The organism is Pseudorhodobacter sp. E13, from assembly GCF_003991405.1.
GTDB lineage: Bacteria > Pseudomonadota > Alphaproteobacteria > Rhodobacterales > Rhodobacteraceae > Pseudorhodobacter.
In genome coordinates this window covers 105,330-125,822 of sequence record NZ_RPEN01000154.1, presented here as the reverse complement: position 1 = coordinate 125,822, position 20,493 = coordinate 105,330, and the positions used below count along the sequence as shown (strand labels likewise).

Genomic DNA, 20,493 nt, shown 5'->3' with positions numbered 1-20,493 from the left:
ATCTTGGTGCAGGCCATTGCGTTGTCTAGATTTCCGTTATTTTTCAGCGATTTGATGTAAATCGCGTCCGTTGCCCGGCAGCGGTTTGCCTTGAAACCGCGAAAGGGGATCATCACGGTCTTTGGAACCGCCGCTTCTGCCGCCAGACCGTGCATCATCTGGGCAAGCGCCCCTCCGCTTCCAGCGGTTATAGAGGGTCTTCGCAGGACCATACTCCCTGAGTGCATCGCGCCACCGCAAGCCATTGCTATTGATGAAAATAGTTCCGCTTAGGACGCGCCTGCCATCCACGCATGGCCTGCCATGGCTCTTCGGAAAGAACGGCCGGAGCCGCGCCATCTGCTCTTTGTTTAGCCCGTAATGACTGCTCATCATGCCCCCCATATTCGGGAGCTTGAAACATGCAGGCATCAAAGCCCCAAACGAATAAATCGGTCTGGAGCTTGAAGCGCGCGCGGCGCAGGGCGATGCCGCTTTGGTGGTCGGCTACTTGCCTTCGGGCAGCAAAGCCAGAATCTCGGCAGCCAGCGTCGTTACCTCGGCTGTGGCTGCGGATTTCCCGGCCTCGGGCGCGCCAAGGCCTTGGCCCAGCGTTTCGGCATAGACAACGCGTTGCCCCAGCCGTGTGGAGGCGACATCGGCAGCCAGCGCATCCGAGGCGCTGGCCACTTCCTCGGCCAGACGGGTGCCGGATTTCACCCGGTTCAGCACGATCAGGCAGCGTTTGTTCACCCGTTCGGCCAGATCAAGCACGCCATCTGTGGCCCAAAGATCCACAAGCGACGACCCCACTGGCACCAGCACCAGATCGGCCTCGCGCAGCGCAGGTTTCAGGTCACTATCCACCTTGGGCGGGGTGTCGATGATCACGATGTCATTGGTTTTGGACAGTTTTTCGCATTCATAGCCAACACCCCAAGCCGAGGCGGTGGCGAAATCCACCCCCGCATCGCCCAGCAAGGCGCGCCGCGTCATGAACCAGCGCCCCAAGGAGCCCTGCGGATCGGTATCCAAGAGAGCGACGGTTTTGCCAAGTTTCAGGAAAGCGATGGCCAAATTCACCGCAAGGGTGGTTTTGCCCGCCCCGCCTTTTTGCTGCGCAATCGTCAGAATATGGGCCATGTGATTCCTTTTCGCTGCGATGCAGCATAGCACAGGCGCAACAGGAATACATCCGACCCTTGGCCGCAGCGCAAAGCAGGGCAGGGCGGCCAGATTCAGGGGCGGCGTTTCTGGAAAGACGCGTCTGGCGTCCCGGTAAAGCAAGCCATGACATGCGGGTAATCTTCGGTAACGACATAGCCATAGACGCCGTCCTGCACCATGCCATTACAGCGATCCAGATCACCCAGACCTTCGACATAGACCCAATCGTCGACAAAGGTGCCGTCATAGCTGCCACCGGGCCCACCGGGCCGGGTGCCTGATTTCAAGCGGTAACTCGTGGTGGCTTTGCGCAACCTGCCACCATCGGCGATATAACTGCCAAAGATCGGAAAGCCATCCGCCGCAAATCCGATGACGGGCGAGGGGGCTGTGGGATTGTCTTGCGCGAACAGTGCCATCGGGTTGCCGTGGTAATGGTAGGTGCCATCGGGCTGGTTATGGGCGTTATGCTCATCCGCGCCGAACCCCGCACCGGGGGCCATCGGATCATAGCGATAGGGGGCAGACATATCGTTGCACCCGATCTTGCCATCACGGACGCCGAAGCAACCCGCCGCCATCAGATCAAGCTTTACCCCGTTCAGAAACACCGCATTGTCAGACCGCAAGCTCAGCGCTGTGGGGCTGGGGGCCGCACTTGGGCGGGCGGGAATGCGGTAGGTCTGATCCTGTTCGGTCAGCGGGGTGACAAAGCGACCGGTCGCGTTGAAATCATGGTTCGGCACCGCGTTGGAGGCGATTTCGCAGTGTTCCCCGACAACCGAAATCGCCACCGAGGCCACAAAGGGCTTGGCGGCCTGCACATCCCGCACCTGCGCCGAATAAGTCTCGGCGTAATCGGCGCAATTGGCGGAACGCTCTGTCAGCAAGGCATCGGTTATATCCTGATGGGCAAAGGCGGCAGGCGCGCTGAGCGATAGGGCGGCGGGCACAAACCACGCCAATCGTGCGAAACGGGTCTGGGTTTGGGGCATCGGAAATCCTCTGGCTGCGGTTCGCGCCGTCCAAGACCCGAAAACCGGGAGCAAAACCAGCACAGGCGTCTAACGCCACAGCAGAACGCTTCCGTCGCTTGACCTGAAGGGAAATCTGAACACTGATGCAGAGTATTTGGCTGGGGCGGTAGGATTCGAACCTACGGTACACGGTACCAAAAACCGACGCCTTACCACTTGGCCACGCCCCAACTGCGGCGGTGTTTAGCGAAGGCTGTCGTGGGCTGCAAGGGGCTTTTGATGAAAAAATGACAACTCTTTTCCCGCGTCTTTTCCGACCCTTGTTTTGCTTGGTTGCAGCAGCCGTGATCTGGGCTTAACACAAGCGCCATGCAGGTGGATGTGGCAATCATAGGGGCAGGGGCTGCGGGCATGTTTTGCGCGGCAGAGGCAGCGCGGCGCGGCAAACGTGTGCTTTTGATCGAAGGCGGCGCGGCACCGGGCGAAAAGATTCGCATCTCGGGCGGGGGGCGGTGCAATTTCACCAATCTGGGAATCGCGGCGGATCGCTATCTGTCGCAAAACCCGCGCTTTGCGCTTTCGGCGCTGAAACGCTTCACGCAATGGGATTTTATCGCGCGGGTCGATGCGGCAGGGATTGCCTGGCATGAGAAAACGCTGGGCCAGTTGTTTTGCGACGGGTCTGCCAAGCAGATCATTGCCATGCTTGTCAAAGATCTTGAAGATACTGGTGTAACACTCTGGCTTAAAACGGAAATTAGCGACATTGCGCGCAGCCCTGCGGGCTTTCGCATCGCCACCTCCAAAGGCATGGTGACAGCGCAAAAGCTGGTGGTGGCCTGTGGTGGCAAGTCGATCCCGAAGATGGGCGCGACCGGCCTTGGCTATAAGATCGCCGAGCAATTCGGCCTTGGGGTCGTGGAAACCCGGCCCGGCCTTGTGCCGCTGACCTTTGCAGAGCAAGAGCTTGCACCGCTGAAACCGCTTGCGGGCATTGCTGTGACCGGATCGGTGGCCTGTGGCAAAACCCGCTTTGACGAGGCGCTGCTGTTCACCCATCGCGGGCTGTCGGGGCCCGCGGTGCTGCAAATCTCCAGCTATTGGCGCGAGGGGCAGATGATTTCCGTCAATCTGGCGGGTGGCATGGATGCGGCGGCCTTTCTGCGCGACCAGCGCGGGCAGGCGGGCCGGATCGCGCTGCGCACCGCTTTGGCGCAAATTCTGCCGGAAAAGCTGGCCCGGCATATCGAGGAGATCAGCGGCATCACCGGCAATCTGGCGGACCAAAGCAATGCGCGGCTCGATCATGTGGCGGGGCTGGTGCATGACTGGCAGATGCGGCCCGTAGGCTCCGAAGGGTATCGCACCGCCGAAGTTACCTTGGGCGGCGTTGATACCGATGAATTGGACGCGCGCACCATGGAGGCGAAATCCGTGCCGGGGCTTTACTTCATAGGTGAGGTTGTTGATGTAACCGGTTGGCTTGGCGGGTATAATTTTCAATGGGCATGGTCATCCGGCTGGGCCGCAGGGCAAGCTGTTTGATCCATGTGGGGGCCTATGGTCGGTGTATCCATTTACCCGATAATCAATATTATGTAATATATGCACATACCAAACCGCTTGTAAAACCGCCCCCGCAGGTGTTTCCCTTGCAAAGCCAACACGCACAAGGTTCCCAGATGCCCATCACCATCCGCGCCCCACAGCCAACCGATCGCCAAGACTGGGAACGGCTGTATCAAGGCTATGCCGCTTTCTACAAGGTCACACAAACCGCAGCGATGCGCGACACGGTTTGGTCTTGGCTGATGGCTGACAGCCCGCGCATCCATGGTCGCGTTGCGGTGGATGACAGCGGGCGCTTGCTGGGCCTTGCGCATTTCCGAAGCTTTGCGCGGCCACTCTCGGCCAGCACTGGCGGCTTTCTGGATGATCTGTTTGTCGACCCCGAGGCGCGCGGCCAGAACATTGCTGCGGCATTGATCGAGGCTGTGCGCAGCGAGGCCGCAGCACAAGGCTGGTCAGTGCTGCGCTGGATCACCGCCGAAGACAACCAGCCCGCGCGCGCGGTCTATGACCGGCTCGCCACCAAGACCGCTTGGGTGACTTATGACATCAAGCTGTGACGCGCACAGCCACCCTGCCCTGAAATGCTGACTCTATCACATTCAAATCTTGCAATGTGAAATCAAAGCGCCTAGATAGCCCGCAAGCCAATCCCATATCGGAGTCTGTCCCTTGCGCCGCTATTTCCCGATCCTTGACTGGAGCAAGACCTACTCCAAAGACACGCTGACCAGCGATCTGGTCGCGGCTGTGATTGTGACGATCATGTTGATTCCGCAATCGCTGGCCTATGCGCTGCTGGCAGGCTTGCCCGCGCAGGTCGGGCTCTATGCCTCTATCCTGCCGCTGGTGATCTATGCAGTGTTTGGCACCTCGCGCACGCTTGCGGTTGGGCCTGTGGCGGTGGCGTCGTTGATGACAGCGGCGGCGGTCGGCCAATTGGCGGCCATGGGCACGCCGGAATATTACGGGGCCGCGATTGCGCTGGCCTTTCTGTCGGGGCTGATGCTGATGGGCATGGGCCTGCTGCGGTTGGGTTTCGTGGCGAATTTCCTGAGCCATCCGGTGATTTCCGGCTTCATTACCGCCTCGGGGTTGATCATCGCGGCGGGGCAAGTGCCGCATCTGCTGGGCATCAAGGCCAGTGGTGAAACCTTGCTGGAACTGCTGCATGGCATCTTTGTAAATCTGTTGAATATCAACATCTTCACGATGGTTCTGGGCCTTGGCGCCGTGGGCTTTCTGTTCTGGTCGCGCAAGCATTTGAAGGACTGGCTTCTGGCGCGGGGCACCCGTGCCGGGCTTGCCACGGTGCTGACGCGCGCGGCCCCCGTGGCTGCCGTGGCGGTCACAACCTTGGTGACATTTGCTTTTGGGCTGGACGGCTATGGCGTGGCGATTGTGGGCACCGTGCCGCAAGGCCTGCCCACCCCTACCCTGCCCCCGTTCGATCTGGCGCTGTGGTCGCAGATTGCGGTGCCGGCGATGCTGATCGCCATTGTCGGATATGTCGAAACCATTTCCGTGGCGCAAACCCTTGCCGCCAAGCGCCGCCAACGCATTGACCCGAACCAGGAACTGGTGGCCTTGGGCGCCTGCAATGTCGGCTCGGCCATTTCGGGCGGGTTTCCGGTAACGGGCGGGTTTTCACGATCGGTGGTGAATTTTGATGCAGGCGCGCAAACGCCCGCGGCCGGGGCCTTTACCGCCATCGGCATGGCGCTGGCCACAGTATTTCTGACCCCGCTGCTGTTCTTTCTGCCCAAGGCAACCTTGGCGGCCACCATCATTCTGGCGGTGCTGACGCTGGTCGATCTGGGCGCGATCCGCCGGACGTGGGACTATAGCCGCACCGATGGCGCGGCGATGATTGCGACGATTCTGGTGACGCTGGGCTTTGGCGTGGAATCGGGTATTCTTGCCGGGGTGGCGCTGTCGCTGTTCCTGCATCTGTATCGCACCTCGCGCCCGCATGTGGCCATTGTCGGCCAAGTGCCGGGGACCGAGCATTTCCGCAACGTCGACCGCCATGCCGTCATCACCGCGCCGGATGTGCTGACCGTGCGGGTGGATGAAAGCCTGTATTTCCCCAATGCCCGCTTTCTGGAAGATTTTGTGCAAGACAAGATCGCCGCGAACAAGGCCATCCGCCATCTGGTGCTGATGTTCCCCGCGGTGAATGAGGTGGACAGTTCCGCGCTGGAAAGTCTGGAGGCGATCAATTCCATGCTGAAAGCCTCGGGCGTGACGCTGCATCTGTCCGAAGTGAAAGGCCCGGTGATGGACCGCCTGCGCCGCAGCCATTTCATGCACGACCTGACGGGCGAGGTGTTTCTGACGCAATATGACGCGATGGCGAAACTGGCCCCGCAATTGACGGCCAAAACCCTTGCCGCCTGCCGACGCGACACACAGCGGGCGGTGGCGGGCTAGGCGCGGTGCTCTCCCCCTGACTGTAATGGCATCGCGAATTTCCCGTTATGGGTGCTGACATCACGGGTTTGTGATCCTGCTGCCGCCCTGTTCAGGCCAATGGGCTTGACCAAGGGCGGCAAGACGCCATGGTGAAAAGTATACACATATTTCCGGTATATCTTTCATCGAGGTTCTGTGAAAACACCCGCGCCCTTGAAGCTGCTGAACGCCATCGCCCTGTCAAACAAGACCGAAGAGATCTGGGCCATGGTCGGTGCCTATATGGCGCCGCTGGGGTTTTCGCGGCTGAATTACGGGCTGACGCGGTTTCGGTTTGAAAACTCCATCGGTGATCCCGAGGATGCGCTTTACCTGTCCACGCAAAGCACCGAATACATGACGGAATTCTTTACCAAGGGCCATTTTGCCCGCACGCCGGTGTTTCGCTGGGTGATGACCCATACCGGCACCTGCAATTGGCGCTGGATCGAAGAGGCGCGCGCCGCTGGCACCCTGTCGCCCGCTGAGCTGGAGGCGCTGGAGGTGAATGACCGGCTGGGGGTGAAGGCCGGGATTGCCATCAGCTTTCCCGAAACCAGCAACCGCATCAAAGGCGCGATCGGCATGATTGCCGACAAAGGCTTGGGCCATGATGATGTCGATGCGATCTGGGCCGATCAGGGCGACGCAATCTCGGCGGTGGCGCATATGATGCATCTGAAAATCGCCAGCTTGCCGATGCGTTCGCCCAAGCGGGCGCTGACCAACCGTCAGCGCGAGGCGCTGGAATGGGTCGCTGATGGCAAAACCATGCAAGACACAGCGATTCTGATGGGGGTTTCGGCGGCGATGGTGGAAAAACACCTGCGCCTTGCCCGCGAAGCCTTGGATGTGGAAACCACCACGCAGGCGGTGGCCAAGGCGACCTTGCTGAATGTGATCTTCACGCGCGGCGGGCTTGACTGACCAAAAGGTCAAAACCTGTCCAAAAAGTCAGGTATGGTATTCCTGACTGTGCTAACGCGCGGAAATATTGCAGCTTTAGGGCGTTCCAAGAGTGGTGGCTTTGGCCTAGATGGAACGCGCAGGTGGGTTTTGATCGCAATTTCGGTTGGACCACCTGCACCCCTTTTTATGCAATACCCGCGCATGAAAAAGCGGCCCGGTGTGCACCGGGCCGCTGATCGCTGTTCACGCGGTGGCTTAGCCCGCCAGCGTTTTTGCCACTTCTGCGGCGAAGTCTTCTTCTTTCTTCTCGATGCCTTCACCAACGGCAACGCGCACGAAAGAGGTCACTTCAACGCCCGCATCCTTGGCCGCTTGGGCCACGGTGATATCGGGGTTCATGACGAACTTCTGGCCCAACAGGGTGTTTTCTTCCAGAAACTTCTTCATCCGGCCCGGAATGATGTTGTTCTCAATCACCGAATCCGGCTTCGGCTTGGCCGAAGATGCGTTTTCTTCCAGGGCTTTCTGGGTCTGCACGGTGCGCTCACGCTCTACCACAGCCGGGTCCAGATCGGCTTCGGACAGGGCCAGCGGTGCAGTTGCGGCGATATGCATGGCAATCTGCTTTGCAATCCCGTTGTCAGCGCCTTTCACAGCCACCAGCACGCCGATTTTGCCCATGCCATCGGCAGCGGCGTTGTGCACATAGGCGGCAACGCTGTCGCCTTCGACCATTGCCATACGACGCAGCGAGATTTTCTCGCCGATCACAGCCACAGCCGAGGTGATGGTGTCTTCGACCGATTTGCCAGCAACCTTTGCAGCCGCCAGTTCTTCGACCGAGGTCACGCCCACAGCCGCTTCGGTCACGCTTGCGACCAGCTTCTGGAAATCGGCGTTCTTGGCGACAAAATCGGTTTCAGAGTTGATTTCGACAGCAACACCCTTGCCACCGGAAACAGCCACACCCACCAAACCTTCGGCGGCGATGCGGTCAGCTTTCTTGGCAGCCTTAGCAAGGCCCTTGGTGCGCAGCCAGTCGATGGCGGCTTCCATGTCGCCGTTGACTTCGGTCAGGGCTTTTTTCGCGTCCATCATGCCCGCGCCGGACATTTCACGCAGTTCTTTCACCATCTGTGCGGTAATCGCCATGGTGTTTCTCCTCATATCATGCGGATGTCCCGGCGGGGCTTACCCCCACCGGGTAACAATAAGACGACAGGCCTCAGGCGTCGGCGACGGCTTCTTCCTCAGGTGCTTCTTCCAAAGCGCCAAGGTCGATCCCGGCAGCGCCCATCTGGGCCGACATACCGTCAAGCGCTGCGCGCGATACCAGATCGCAATACAGTGCAATCGCGCGGGCGGCGTCATCGTTGCCCGGGATCACATAGTCAACGCCTTTGGGCGAGCAGTTGGTATCCACCACGGCCACAACCGGGATGCCCAGCTTTTTGGCTTCGAGGATCGCAAGGTCTTCCTTGCCAACGTCGATGATGAAGATCAGGTCCGGGGTGCCGCCCATTTCACGGATGCCGCCCAAGGAAGCCTGAAGCTTCGCCTGCTCGCGTTCCATGTTCAGACGCTCTTTCTTGGTCAAGCCTTCGGCGCCATTGGCCAGCAGCTCGTCAAATTGCTTCAGACGCTGGATCGACTGGGAAACGGTTTTCCAGTTGGTCAGCGTGCCGCCAAGCCAGCGGTGGTTCATGTAGAACTGCGCGGATTTCTCGGCAGCTTCGGCCACAGCTTTCTGGGCCTGACGCTTGGTGCCGACGAACAGAATGCGGCCACCCTTGGCAACCGTGTCGCGCACAACCTTGAGCGCCTGGTCCAGCATCGGGACGGTCTGCGTCAGGTCAAGAATGTGAATGCCGTTGCGGTCGCCGTAGATGTATTCACCCATCTTCGGGTTCCAACGTGCGGTCTGGTGACCGTAGTGAACGCCAGCTTCCAACAGCTGACGCATGGTGAACTCAGGAAGAGCCATGCCTTATCCTTTTCCGGTTTGATCCTCGGCAGGGCCGTCTTCAGAACTTGCGTTCCAACCGGCGGACCTTTCGGGATTTCTCCCCGAAACGGCCCAAGCCCCACCTGTGAAGTGCGCTGCCCTTACCGCGCCTTTTGGCCGATGACAAGCCCCCTGCCCTGCGTTTTGGCCCAGCCCTGCCGTTTTTTAGGTATTTGGGCCAAGATGAAGCCCGGTCCGTTTCATCTTGGCCTTAAATACCTGTGACACGGCGCGGCGAAAAGGCCGCTTAGCCGGCGCCCAGCATCCCACTTGCGCAAGCGCGGGGATTGGGCGAAAAGCCATGCCATGAAAACCGCCGATATTCTTTGCATTGGGTCCGTCCTGTGGGATGTGATCGGCCGCTCGCCCGCCGCGATGCGGCTGGGGTCTGACGTGCCGGGGCGCATCACACGGTTGCCGGGGGGCGTGGCGCTGAACATCGCGATGACGCTGCGGCGCTTCGGGCTGACGCCGGCGCTGCTGTCGGCTGTCGGGCAGGATGCCGAAGGGCTGGACCTGGCCGCGCGCTGTGCCGATATGGGGCTGATCACAGAAACGCTCTACCGGTCCGAAGATTTGCCCACCGATGTGTATATGGCGGTGGAAGGGGCGAATGGGTTGATTGCGGCGATTGCCGATGCACATTCGCTGGAAGCGGCGGGCGACAAAATTTTGCGCCCCTTGGCCGATGGCCGTCTGGGCAGCGCCGAGGCCCCTTATCGCGGCATGATCGCGCTGGATGGCAACCTGACAGAGGCGCTTTTGGCGCAGATCGCCACCTCGCCGCTGTTTGCCCGCGCCGATTTGCGCGTGGCCCCGGCGAGCCCCGGCAAGGCCGAACGCTTGCTGCCGCTGCTGACCCATCCCAGCGCGACGCTTTATGTCAACCTTGAAGAAGCGGGGCTTTTGGCAAAAGCCGCCTTTGCCTCGGCCCCCGAGGCTGCCGAAGCCTTGCTGGCGCGGGGGGCTGCGCGGGTGCTGGTGACCCATGGCGGCGAGGCCTGCGCCGAAGGCACGCGCGGCGCGGGTGTCATCAGCGCCACCCCGCCGCAGGTCATGGTGGCCCGTGTGACCGGCGCGGGCGATACATTCATGGCCGCGCATATCGTGGCCACCCGCAACAACGCCCCGCGGCAAGAGGCGCTGCACCGTGCCATCGCCGCCGCCGCCGACTACGTTTCAGGAGATATCGGAACATGACCCAAGCGCCCCTTTGCCTGCTGCCCGAAGTTGCCTTGGCCCTGTCCGAGGGACGCCCCGTCGTGGCCTTGGAAAGCACCATCATCACCCATGGCATGCCCTTCCCGCAAAACCGCGACATGGCCCTGACCGTGGAACAAGACATCCGCGACGCAGGTGCCATTCCGGCCACCATTGCCGTGATGGGGGGGCAAATCCACATTGGTTTGTCGCCGGAACAGCTTGATAAACTTGCCAAAACACCAGATGCGCGCAAACTGTCGCGCGCCGATATGGCCGCGTGCCTGATCTCGGGCGATACCGGGGCCACAACGGTGGCCGCAACCATGATCGGCGCGAGACTGGCCGGAATTGACGTGTTTGCCACCGGTGGTATTGGCGGCGTGCATCGCGGTGCCGAAACCAGTTTCGACATTTCCGCCGATTTGCAAGAACTTGCGCAAACCGCTGTGACCGTGGTGGCAGCCGGGGCCAAGGCCATTCTGGACATTCCCAAGACGCTGGAAGTGCTGGAAACCCTTGGCGTTCCCGTGATCGCGTTTGGCCAATCGGAAATGCCAGCCTTCTGGGCCCGCTCATCGGGCCTGATGGCGCCTCTTCGCTTTGACAGCGCGGCCGAGATTGCCGCCGCCCACGTGATGCGCGCGCGGTTGGGGTTGAGCGGTGGTCAGCTGGTCGCCAACCCGATCCCGCTGGCCGATGAAATCCCGCTGCCGCAGATCCTGCCGATGATCGAACAGGCGCTGACGGAAGCAGAGGCCCAAGGCATCGCCGCGAAATCGGTGACGCCTTTCCTGCTGGACCGGATCTTTGCCTTGACCGAGGGCCGCTCACTTACCGCGAATATTGCCCTTGTGCGCGCCAATGCCCGGTTGGGCGCTGAAATCGCAAAAGAAATCGCCAAAGCGCGGTGATTGGCGGCAAAAGCCGCCCTTGGCCCATTGTAGTCGCCCCCGGCGCCGCTTAAATTGCGCTGCGTCCCGTGGGTTTGGCCAGAAGGCTTGGAATGACCGAACAGCAATCACCCAATCCGAAAAAGCGTGGCTTGATCGCGGGCTTGCGCACCAGTTTCCTGACCGGGCTGGTGGTGGTGCTGCCGATTGGCCTGACGTTGTATCTGATCTGGACGGTGACGGGCTGGATTGATGGCTTTGTGCTGCCCTTCATCCCCGAAAAATACCAGCCGTCAGAATGGTTCGGCTATTGGTTCTGCCCCTCATTGACCGAGACGCCGACCGGGTTGTCGCGCTTCTGGACTTCGGACCCGGCAAAGCCGCCGTTCTTTTGCAAGGAAAACGGCATCAACCTGCGCGGGACCGGGGTTATCATCTTCCTCGTCTTTACCATTTTCATGGGCTGGATCGCGCGCGGGCTGATCGGGCGGTCGTTCCTGCATTGGGCCGAACGGCTGGTGGATCGCACCCCGGTTGTGCGCACCATCTACAGCGGCATCAAGCAAATCGCCGAAACCGTTTTCGCGCAGACCGACCAGAATTTTGAAAAAGCCTGTCTGGTGGAATACCCGAAAGAGGGGATCTGGGCCATCGGCTTCATCTCGACCACCGCCAAGGGTGAAATTGCGGCGACATTCCCCGAACATGACGAAATGCTGTCGGTGTTTCTGCCCACCACGCCCAACCCCACCTCGGGCTTTTTGCTGTTTGTGCCCTCTACCGATGTGCGGATGCTGGACATGAAGATCGAGGATGCTGCCAAGCTGATCATCTCGGCCGGGTTGGTCTATCCCAATGGCAAGGACAAAGACGGCGTGCCCGTCACCCAGCCCCCCGCATCAGTCAAGTAGCGCCATCGGGTCCACGGTGCCGCGCTTGCCCAGCGTGCCGCCATGCTGCGCCAAAAACCCATCCGCCGCCGCGCGCCCTGCCGCTTTCAACCGCGCCAGAAGCGCCGGGGTTGGCAACAGCTTGCTGCTGGCCGACAGGTCATTCATCAGCGGATCATCGGCGATCAGATGCAGCGAGATATCCTTCATGCTGCCCGGCTCTAGCCGGCCCTGCGCCAACAGGCGTTGGACAAAGGCAATCGCCCGCAAATCGCGCAACAATGGTGCGTTGAAGCTGATTTCATTGATGCGGTTCTGAATCTCCAGCGGGGTTTTGGGCACGCTGTCGCGGTAAATCGGGTTGATCGCGACGATGATAAGATCGTCCGGCAAGCCCTTGTCATACAAAGGAAACAGCGCGGGGTTGCCGGAATAGCCGCCATCCCACCACGCCTCCATCTTGCCGGTCACCGGGTCTGGCACCTCGACCGCTTGAAACGCGTTGGGCAAACAACCCGAGGCCAAGATCGCCTCGGGCGTGATCTTTTGCCCTTCAAACACGCCGATCTTGCCGCTGCGCACATTGGTGGCATTGATGAACAGGCGCGGCCCGGCATGGGCGCAGACGGTAGAGAAATCAAAATCCGCGACCACCGGGGCCAAGGGGTTTTGCCAAGCATCGCCCAAGGCATAGGGGGAAAACAGTTGCGCCGCGATGCCTTGCGGCGAGGTGGAAAACGCGGTTTCCCAAATATCGGTCAGGGCCGCAGCATAAGGCAGAACCGGCTGCATCCACGCGCTGAGCCGCATATCGCCAACCCGGCCCACCGCCGCCCAAAGCGTCGCCAGCGCGGCCCGCGCCCCTTCGCGCCCGCCACTGACCAAACCGGATTTCAGCGCCGCCCCATTCAGCGCCCCGGCCGAGGTGCCGGAAATCGCGGCAATCTCCAGCCAGTCCTCCTCCAGCAGCCGGTCCAGCACGCCCCAGGTAAAGGCCCCATGCGCGCCGCCGCCTTGCAGCGCAAGGTTCACCCGAACCGGCGTCACTTGCTATCCCAATGCGCCAGCAGGTCCGACAGCAAGATGCCGTCAATCGTCATGCCGGTGATATCAACATTGGTCAGTGCCAGATCCCGCAGATTGGCGAAATCTATCGCAGCACCCGACAGGTTCACGTTATGCAGCTTGGCCCCCGAAAGGTTCACATTTTCAAACTGCGCCGCCGTCATATTGGCATCATCAAACAACGCATCCGTCAGCACCGAATCGCGGAAGGTGCCGCGCGACAGGCTGACCCGGCTGAAGCTGGACCCGCAGAGGAACATGTTGTCGATGTTCAGCGTCTCGCGGCCCGCCTCCGTCTGGTTTTCCTTGGTCATAGCGCAGTCCAGCCGCCATCCACCGAAATCGTCGTCCCGGTGATCTGATCCGCCGCCGCCGAACACAGAAAGGCCACCGTGCCACCGATTTGCGCCGTGGTGGCGAACTGGCGGCTGGGCTGGCGTTCCAGCATCACTTCCTTGATGACCGTGTCGCGGTCCATGTTGTGCTTTTTCATCTGATCGGGGATCTGCGCCTCGACCAACGGTGTCAGCACATAGCCGGGGCAAACCGCGTTGCAGGTGATGCCTTCGCCCGCCGTTTCCAGCGCCGTCACCTTGGACAGGCCCACCACCCCGTGTTTTGCCGCGACATAGGCCGATTTATAGGGGCTGGCCGTCAGCCCATGCGCCGAGGCCACATTGATCACCCGGCCCCAGCCATTGGCCCGCATCAAAGGCAAGGCTGCCGCTGTGGTGTGAAAAGCCGAACTCAGGTTGATGGCCAGAATGGCGTTCCACTTGTCGACCGGAAATTCGTCAATCCCCGCGACATATTGGATGCCCGCATTGTTCACCAGAATATCGCAGGCCCCAGCTTTCGTGATCAGCGCGCGGCAGGCACCTGCATCCGACATATCCGCAGCGATATAGCGCACAGAGACGCCATGTTCCGCTGCAATCTCGGCGGCCAGTGCATGATCTTCGGGCCGGTCGGTGAAAGAGTTGATGACCACATCGGCGCCCGCGCGCGCCAGTTCATGCGCCACCCCCAGCCCAATGCCAGAGTTGGACCCGGTGACGATGGCGGTTTTTCCTGCAAGCGACATGATAAGCTCCTGATTTCTGCGGTTGCACAATCAATACACCCTCGGGGCCGGAAAGAAATGCTTGGCGTAACAAATCACCAGGATGACTGAGGGCCGAGTGAGAAGCGGGCAAAAAAAAACGCCAGCGCGAAGCTGGCGTTAAGTTATTGAGGCAGGTTTCATACAGGCAAGAAACCTATCGAGCAGTTTCTACTTTATACGCGGTAAGTTGCCCGGGGCCAAGTTAAAAGTTTGAAAAACCACATTACCAACCGTAGTGTCTGGGCCAAGAAACCTTGGGTAATTGGGATTGTTGCCGGAATGAAACATCAATTTTTCGCAAATCTACGTCATGCAACAGCGGGGATTTTGCTCTGCGCGGCAGCGATTCCCGCCCTGGCAGAGCCGAAACATGCCATAGCTATGTATGGCGAACCCGCACTTCCACCTGATTTTGTGTCTCTCCCCTATGCAAACCCCGATGCACCGGCAGGCGGGCGCATCGTTTTTGGCGAATCGGGCAGTTTCGATTCGCTTAACCCTTTCATCCTGAAGGGCCGCGCGCCTTGGGGCCAATCGGGGCTGACGACGGAAACCCTGCTGGGCCGGTCTTATGACGAACCCTTTACGCTTTATGGGCTTCTGGCCGAATCGGTGGAGACGGATGCGGCCCGCAGTTTCGTGGAATTCACCCTGCGCGAGGAGGCAAAATTCTCGGATGGCAGCCCGGTGACGGCCGAAGATGTGCTTTGGTCCTTTCAGACCCTCGGCACCATTGGTCATCCGCGTTACCTCAACAGTTGGACCAAGGTCGCCAGCGCCGAAATCACCGGCCCGCGTTCGGTCAAATTCACCTTCAACACCGAGGATCGCGAGCTTCCGCTGATCCTTGGCCTGCGCCCGGTGCTGAAAAAAGCGCAATGGGAAGGCAAGGATTTCACCGAATCCACGCTGGAGGCCCCTATCGGCTCTGGTCCCTATATGGTGGGGCCGTTTGAAACCGGGCGCTTCATCTCTTTTGTCAAAAACCCGGATTGGTGGGGCAAGGATCTGGCCTTCAACAAGGGCCGTCACAATTTGGACGAGGTGCGCTACGATTATTTCGGTGATGGCGGCGTGGTATTCGAAGCCTTCAAGGCCGGAGAGATCACCAGCTACCGCGAAACCAATGCCGCCAAGTGGGAGGAGCAGTATAATTTCCCCGCCGTGCAATCCGGTGACATCGTGAAATCGGAGGTTCCGCACAGCCGCCCCTCGGGCATCGACGGCTTTGTGATGAACACCCGCCGCGACAGGTTCAAGGACTGGCGCGTGCGCGAGGCGCTGATCCTTGCGTTCAACTTTGAACAGATCAACACCACGATCACCGGAGGCACAGCACCACGCATTCAATCTTATTTCCACAACTCGGTTCTGGGCATGGAACCGGGTGCACCTGCTACGGGGCGTGAGCTGGAGCTGCTGCAACCCTTCGCCGAAGGTCTGCCCCCCGGCACGATCGAAGGCTATGCCCTGCCCGTGGCCGATGGGGCCACCAACCGCCGCAACATCCGCGCCGCCAAGAAACTGCTTGAGGAGGCAGGCTGGACCGCCGATAGCGATGGCGTGCTGAAAAACGCCGAAGGCCAACCCTTTACCTTCGAGATTTTGCTGACCAATGGCGCGTCAGAGGTGATCACCATCGCCAATATGTATATCGAGGCGCTGAAACCCTTGGGCATCACAGCCACGCTGACCACCATCGACAGCGCCCAAATGACCGAACGCACCAATGCCTATGATTTCGACATGACCCATATGATCCGGAACATGTCGCTGTCACCGGGCAATGAGCAAACCTTCTACTGGGGGGCCGCAGGTGTGACTGAACCGGGCAGCCGCAACCTGATGGGCATGAACTCCCCCGCGGCCGAGGCGCTGATCGCCACCTTGCTCAGCGCGACCAGCCAAGAGGATTTTGTCGCCGCGACCCGCGCGCTGGACCGGGTGCTGACCGCGGGGCGCTATGTCGTGCCGTTCTGGTTTTCAAAATATTCGCGTCTGGCCCATGTGAAGGAATTGAAATACCCTGCAACTCTCCCAGTTTATGGGGATTGGCCGGGCTTTCAACCGGATGTCTGGTGGTATGAGAAATGATAAAACCGGCGCAAAGCCCGGTAAGCCAAGAGGAAGAGACAGTGATGAGAGGCAAAACAGCATTCCTGCGCCCGGCGATGGCGCTTTTGCTGCTGGCGGCGCTGGCGGCTTGCGGCACGGTTGACGGGATCGGTCGCGACCTGTCTTCGGCCTCTAACATGGTGTCGGATATGTTCTGAGGCCACCGAGATGTGACTTGAGGCAATGACCGCTTGGGCGTATATCAGCGCCCAAGAGGCCGCCTCTCGGCCCGTGGCAATATAAGGTCTGCCTCCGTTGTCTCCCACATCCCTTCGCCCCCGCAGCACGGCATGGTTTCGGCCAAGCCTGCATCCGGTTGCCCTGAATATCCTCGTCGCCCTGTTCATCATGGCGGTGCATAACAACACCTTCTGGCAGCGCAACGCCGCAGCCTTTGGCGATACGCTGACTGTTGTTGTTTTTGGTGGCGCGGTTTTCGCGCTGACATGGCTGATCGCTTCGCTGTTTGCGCTGCGCTGGGCGCAAAAGCCGGTGCTGGCCTTTCTGCTGATCCTTGGGGCTGTCACCTCCTATTACCAAGACACGCTCGGCGCTACGATTGACCGCGAGATGGTGCAGAACGCGCTGACAACGACAGTCACGGAATCCAAACACCTGATCACGGCCAGCTTTGTGATCCATGTGCTTTGGGCCGGGGTGCTGCCTGCGGCTTTGGTGTTCTGGGTGCGGATCACCCGCGCGCCGCTGTTGCGGGCGGCGTTGATCTGGGGGGCCTCGGTGCTAGGGGCAACCGCGCTGTGCGTGGGTCTGCTGATGACCAATTTCGCGACCTATTCGGTGACGCTGCGGGCCGACAAGCAATTGATGAAGGCCTATCAGCCCGGCGCACCGCTTTCGGCCACGCTGCGCTATGTGCGGATGATCCAGAAATCCCAGCGCCAGCCCTTGCAGCCCTATGCCACCGATGCCCACACGGATGAGGAAGTGGCCCGCGCTACCAAGCCGATCCTTGTGGTGATCGTGGCCGGCGAAACCGCCCGCGCCCAAAACTGGAGCCTTGGCGGCTATGCCCGCGAAACCAACCCCGAACTGGCCAAACGCGATATCGCCTATTTCTCGAATGTCTCCAGTTGCGGCACGGCAACTGCTGTGTCCCTGCCCTGCATGTTTTCGCATCTGGGCCGTTCCGAATACAGCTATGAGGCGGGGCTTGGCTCGGAAAACCTGCTCGATGTGCTGGGGCGCGCGGGCTATCACATTGAATGGTGGGACAATAACACCGGCGACAAACAGATCGGGGCAAGGTTTGAGGTGAAATCGCTGATCTCCTCCACCGATCCGCGCTATTGCGCCGATGGGGAATGCACGGACGGGATTTTCCTCGACAAGCTGGCCGATTACGCCAAGACCATCACGCAAGACACCGTGCTGGTGCTGCATATGATCGGCAGCCATGGCCCGGCCTATTACCTGCGCTATCCGCCGGAATTTGAACGCTTTACCCCGACCTGCAAAACCGCCGAGATCAAGAACTGCTCCGCAGAAGAAATCGTGAATACCTATGACAACACGATCCTTTATACCGATCATATCCTTGCCAGCATGATTGATATTCTGGCCCAGCAAACCGCCGCCCTGCCCGCGCTGTTCTATGCCTCGGACCATGGTGAATCGCTGGGGGAAAACGGGCTTTACCTGCATGGCGCGCCCTATTTTGTCGCCCCCGAATACCAGACCCGCGTGCCGATGCTGATGTGGATGGCTGATGACTATGCCAAGACCTTTGAGGTCGACAAAGCCTGCATTGCCAAACGCCGCGACGAGGCGTTCAGCCATGATAACCTGTTCAGCACCGTGTTGCGGCTGACCGATGTGCATACAGATACCGTTGTCCCCGAACTGGACATCACAGCACCGTGCCACCCCGATGAAAGCTGATCCGCACGCCCCGCCGGTGAACCCGGCGCCGCGCCCCCGTCCGCCACGCGTGACGGGGGTAAAGCACCTGTTTGCCGCCACCAGCTATTCCATCGCGGGCCTGCGCAGACTGTGGCATGAGACCGCCTTCCGGCATGAGGCGCTGGGCCTGCCCGTGGTCTTTCTGCTGTTCTGGGCCATCTCGGCACCGCTTTGGGGCTTTCTGGGCTTTGCCCTGCTGTGGTGCGTGCTGATTGCCGTAGAGGCGCTGAACACCGCGATTGAGGCGCTGGTGGATCATGTTTCCCCGCATTGGTCCGAAGCGGCACGCGATGCCAAGGATCTGGGCTCGCTGTCGGTGATGGCGCTGCTGATTGCGAATGCGCTGTTTGTGGCGGTGGTGCTAAGCCAATCCCTGATCGGATAGGGACAAGGCCGTCGGGCCATGCGGGCCCGCGCATTGGCTGTGATCGCCCAAGGCGGCCAGCACCGAGCAGTTTCCCACCACCTCGCCTTCACAATTCGCGACGATCCGCGCCAGTTCGGCCTCCAGCGCTTGCAGCCGGGCAATGCGCGTCCGGGTCTTGGCAAGCTGGTCGCGTGCAATCTGATCCAGCGCCATGCAGGGGCGTTCGGGGTGGTCGCTCATCTTGATCAGGGCGCGGATGTCATCGACGGCAAAGCCAAGCGCGCGGGCGTGGTGAATAAACCGCAGCCGGTCGCGCGCAGCGCCGTCATAGCGCCGCTGGTTGCCTGTATTGCGCCCCGGTTCGGGCAGCAAGCCGATGCTTTCATAATAGCGGATGGTCGGCACCTTGACGCCGCTGTCCTTGGATAGCTGGCCGATGGAAAACATCACGCCCCCCTTGATGCTCTAGTCACTAGAGGGATTATAGATGGCGAATCTGAACGCAATTGCAAGAAAGGTTCCCCCGAAATGTCAGCTTCCTGTGGTCATGGGGCCAAATTCGACGGCATGTCTGCCGCTTATAAGCGCCGCCTGTGGGCGGTGATCGCCATTAACGCCAGCATGTTTGTCCTTGAAATGGTCGCAGGCCGCGCGGCCCGGTCGCAGGCATTGCAGGCCGATGCGCTGGATTTTTTTGCCGATGCGCTGACCTATGGCATCTCACTGGCGGTGATCGGCGCGCCAATGGCTGCGCGCAGTCTGGCCGCCTTGGCCAAAGGGGTTTCCTTGCTGTTGATGGGGCTTTGGGTGTTTGGCAGCACGGTTTTCGCGGTGTTTGTGGCCGGCAGCCCCGAAGCCCCGGTGATGGGGGTGATTGGATTTCTGGCGCTGTTGGCCAATCTTGCCTCGGTTCTGCTGCTGGTCGCCTATAAGGATGGTGATGCCAATATCCGTTCGGTCTGGCTCTGTTCGCGCAATGATGCGATTGGCAATGTCTCGGTGATGCTGGCCGCGATGGGGGTTTGGGGCACGCAGACGGCTTGGCCGGATCTGATCGTCGCGGGGATCATGGCGGGGCTGTTCCTGAGTTCCAGCCTGCAAATCCTGCGGCAGGCCTGGTCTGAATGGGGGCAGAGCGAGGCGGAAACCGCGCCGCACCAGCATTGAGACAGCAGCGCGGGGGTGCAAGCAAGGCAGGGGGGCTAGCCCCCCTGACCCCCCAGGATATTTGGGCCGAAAAGAAAGGGGTCAGGTCAGCGATGTGACCCAGAGCACGGTGGCATCATCATCCGATGTGCTGATCAGGTTATGCCCCATGGAGGCATCGTAATAGGCGCTGTCGCCGCGGCGCAGGTCGACAGCTTCGTAAAACTCGGTATAGAGGCGGACGATGCCGGTGAGGACATAGAGGAATTCCTCGCCGTCATGGCGGACCCAGCCATCAAAATCGTCAAAGCTGCGGGCGCGGATGGTGGCGCGGTAGGGCAGCATGGTCTTTTGCACCAGCCCTGCGGCCAGCAGTTCATGTTCATAGGTGGTGGTGGGATGGGCCTGCCCTTCGCCCGATTTTGTCACCGCCATGCGGCCCATCACCTGATGGCGACTGGGCGGGGTAAAAAGCTGCGGCACCGAAATCGCCAGCCCCCCGGCCAGTTTTTTCAGCGCCTCATAGGTGGGTGACATCTGGCCGTTTTCGATTTTGGACAGGGTGGAGCGGGCCAGCCCCGCCTCGGTCGCGGCTTGTTCCAGCGTCCAGCCCCGCGCCTTGCGCAACTCGCGCACCCGCGCGCCAAGGTCAAGCTGGGTGACGGGGGTTTCGACCCGCTGGCCATCGCGCATGATGCGGATCAGATGTTCGCCTTCGCTCATCCTGTCGGT

The 20,493-nt window shown here is 60.5% G+C and carries 21 protein-coding genes, 1 tRNA gene and 1 pseudogene; 12 read left to right on the top strand and 11 right to left on the bottom strand.

The features are described 5' to 3' along the window. Positions 1-80: 80 nt before the first annotated feature. From EGN72_RS09325 to EGN72_RS09310, 4 genes and pseudogenes are all read right to left on the bottom strand, one after another. Positions 81-372: pseudogene (locus EGN72_RS09325) on the bottom strand (transposase); the annotation flags it as partial. Positions 373-486: 114 nt separating this feature from the next. Further along, positions 487-1,122, bottom strand: coding sequence for a ParA family partition ATPase (parA, locus tag EGN72_RS09320; RefSeq protein WP_127046845.1), 636 nt, complete (start codon positions 1,120-1,122; stop codon positions 487-489). Between the two features lie 95 nt (positions 1,123-1,217). Next, positions 1,218-2,141, bottom strand: coding sequence for a YHYH protein (locus EGN72_RS09315; RefSeq protein ID WP_127046843.1), 924 nt, complete (start codon positions 2,139-2,141; stop codon positions 1,218-1,220). 137 nt (positions 2,142-2,278) lie between these two features. Further along, positions 2,279-2,353 (bottom strand) — tRNA-Gln (locus tag EGN72_RS09310). Positions 2,354-2,492: 139 nt separating this feature from the next. On the opposite strand from EGN72_RS09310, the gene EGN72_RS09305 reads away from it, so the two are divergent. The 4 genes from EGN72_RS09305 to EGN72_RS09290 all read left to right on the top strand — a co-directional run bounded on the left by EGN72_RS09305 (position 2,493) and on the right by EGN72_RS09290 (position 7,073). After that, positions 2,493-3,668, top strand: a complete 1,176-nt coding sequence (locus EGN72_RS09305; protein WP_127046841.1) for an NAD(P)/FAD-dependent oxidoreductase — start codon at positions 2,493-2,495, stop codon at positions 3,666-3,668. 137 nt (positions 3,669-3,805) lie between these two features. Next, entirely contained in the window at positions 3,806-4,252 is a 447-nt protein-coding gene (locus EGN72_RS09300) for a GNAT family N-acetyltransferase (RefSeq protein ID WP_127046839.1), read from the top strand. Between the two features lie 112 nt (positions 4,253-4,364). Further along, on the top strand, positions 4,365-6,125 hold the full coding sequence (locus EGN72_RS09295) for a SulP family inorganic anion transporter (protein ID WP_233587096.1): 1,761 nt from the start codon (positions 4,365-4,367) through the stop codon (positions 6,123-6,125). A gap of 177 nt (positions 6,126-6,302) precedes the next feature. Beyond that, positions 6,303-7,073, top strand: a complete 771-nt coding sequence (locus EGN72_RS09290) for a LuxR family transcriptional regulator (RefSeq protein WP_233587095.1) — start codon at positions 6,303-6,305, stop codon at positions 7,071-7,073. A gap of 237 nt (positions 7,074-7,310) precedes the next feature. Here the strand turns inward: EGN72_RS09290 and tsf are convergent, their stop codons facing one another. Then, on the bottom strand, positions 7,311-8,207 hold the full coding sequence (tsf, locus tag EGN72_RS09285; protein WP_127046836.1) for a translation elongation factor Ts: 897 nt from the start codon (positions 8,205-8,207) through the stop codon (positions 7,311-7,313). A 73-nt stretch (positions 8,208-8,280) separates the two neighbouring features. Further along, complete coding sequence (gene rpsB, locus EGN72_RS09280; RefSeq protein ID WP_127046834.1) at positions 8,281-9,039, bottom strand: 30S ribosomal protein S2; 759 nt, start codon at positions 9,037-9,039, stop codon at positions 8,281-8,283. 327 nt (positions 9,040-9,366) lie between these two features. Between rpsB and EGN72_RS09275 the strand changes: the two genes are divergently transcribed. From EGN72_RS09275 to EGN72_RS09265, 3 genes are all read left to right on the top strand, one after another. After that, positions 9,367-10,260 (top strand): PfkB family carbohydrate kinase, encoded by an 894-nt coding sequence (locus EGN72_RS09275; RefSeq protein WP_127046832.1) that lies wholly within the window; start codon positions 9,367-9,369, stop codon positions 10,258-10,260. Continuing rightward, a complete protein-coding gene (locus tag EGN72_RS09270; protein ID WP_127046830.1) occupies positions 10,257-11,174 on the top strand; it encodes a pseudouridine-5'-phosphate glycosidase in 918 nt (305 codons plus the stop codon). Before EGN72_RS09275 ends, EGN72_RS09270 begins: the two co-directional genes overlap by 4 nt. Before the next feature lie 92 nt (positions 11,175-11,266). Beyond that, positions 11,267-12,064, top strand: coding sequence for a DUF502 domain-containing protein (locus EGN72_RS09265; protein WP_127046828.1), 798 nt, complete (start codon positions 11,267-11,269; stop codon positions 12,062-12,064). On the opposite strand, the gene EGN72_RS09260 is transcribed toward EGN72_RS09265, so the two are convergent. From EGN72_RS09260 to EGN72_RS09250, 3 genes are read right to left on the bottom strand one after another with little or no spacing between them, the layout of a single operon-like run. Then, positions 12,053-13,090, bottom strand: coding sequence for a patatin-like phospholipase family protein (locus EGN72_RS09260; RefSeq protein WP_127046826.1), 1,038 nt, complete (start codon positions 13,088-13,090; stop codon positions 12,053-12,055). The two genes, EGN72_RS09265 and EGN72_RS09260, sit on opposite strands and share 12 nt — an antisense overlap. Next, positions 13,087-13,422, bottom strand: a complete 336-nt coding sequence (locus tag EGN72_RS09255; RefSeq protein WP_127046824.1) for a pentapeptide repeat-containing protein — start codon at positions 13,420-13,422, stop codon at positions 13,087-13,089. Before EGN72_RS09255 ends, EGN72_RS09260 begins: the two co-directional genes overlap by 4 nt. After that, entirely contained in the window at positions 13,419-14,192 is a 774-nt protein-coding gene (locus EGN72_RS09250) for a 3-hydroxybutyrate dehydrogenase (RefSeq protein ID WP_127046822.1), read from the bottom strand. Before EGN72_RS09250 ends, EGN72_RS09255 begins: the two co-directional genes overlap by 4 nt. 300 nt (positions 14,193-14,492) lie before the next feature. Between EGN72_RS09250 and EGN72_RS09245 the strand changes: the two genes are divergently transcribed. From EGN72_RS09245 to EGN72_RS09230, 4 genes are all read left to right on the top strand, one after another. Continuing rightward, a complete protein-coding gene (locus EGN72_RS09245; protein WP_127046820.1) occupies positions 14,493-16,307 on the top strand; it encodes an extracellular solute-binding protein in 1,815 nt (604 codons plus the stop codon). 44 nt (positions 16,308-16,351) lie between these two features. Beyond that, positions 16,352-16,486: an entericidin EcnA/B family protein gene (locus EGN72_RS09240; protein WP_127046818.1), complete on the top strand. Its 135-nt coding sequence runs from the start codon at positions 16,352-16,354 to the stop codon at positions 16,484-16,486. A 97-nt stretch (positions 16,487-16,583) separates the two neighbouring features. Next, positions 16,584-18,227: a phosphoethanolamine transferase gene (locus EGN72_RS09235; protein ID WP_233587094.1), complete on the top strand. Its 1,644-nt coding sequence runs from the start codon at positions 16,584-16,586 to the stop codon at positions 18,225-18,227. Next, positions 18,217-18,633, top strand: a complete 417-nt coding sequence (locus EGN72_RS09230) for a diacylglycerol kinase (protein WP_127046815.1) — start codon at positions 18,217-18,219, stop codon at positions 18,631-18,633. The genes EGN72_RS09235 and EGN72_RS09230 overlap by 11 nt, the downstream gene beginning before the upstream one ends. Here EGN72_RS09230 and EGN72_RS09225 read toward each other — a convergent pair. Continuing rightward, positions 18,610-19,062: a helix-turn-helix domain-containing protein gene (locus tag EGN72_RS09225; RefSeq protein ID WP_127046813.1), complete on the bottom strand. Its 453-nt coding sequence runs from the start codon at positions 19,060-19,062 to the stop codon at positions 18,610-18,612. The genes EGN72_RS09230 and EGN72_RS09225 overlap by 24 nt on opposite strands. Positions 19,063-19,143: 81 nt before the next feature. Here EGN72_RS09225 and EGN72_RS09220 point away from each other — a divergent pair, with 81 nt between their 5' ends. Beyond that, positions 19,144-19,782 carry a cation transporter gene (locus tag EGN72_RS09220; protein ID WP_127046811.1) on the top strand — a complete coding sequence of 213 codons (639 nt, stop codon included), beginning with the start codon at positions 19,144-19,146 and terminating at the stop codon, positions 19,780-19,782. An 81-nt stretch (positions 19,783-19,863) separates the two neighbouring features. Here EGN72_RS09220 and EGN72_RS09215 read toward each other — a convergent pair whose 3' ends face one another. Continuing rightward, complete coding sequence (locus EGN72_RS09215; RefSeq protein ID WP_127046809.1) at positions 19,864-20,484, bottom strand: helix-turn-helix domain-containing protein; 621 nt, start codon at positions 20,482-20,484, stop codon at positions 19,864-19,866. Positions 20,485-20,493 lie beyond the last annotated feature (9 nt).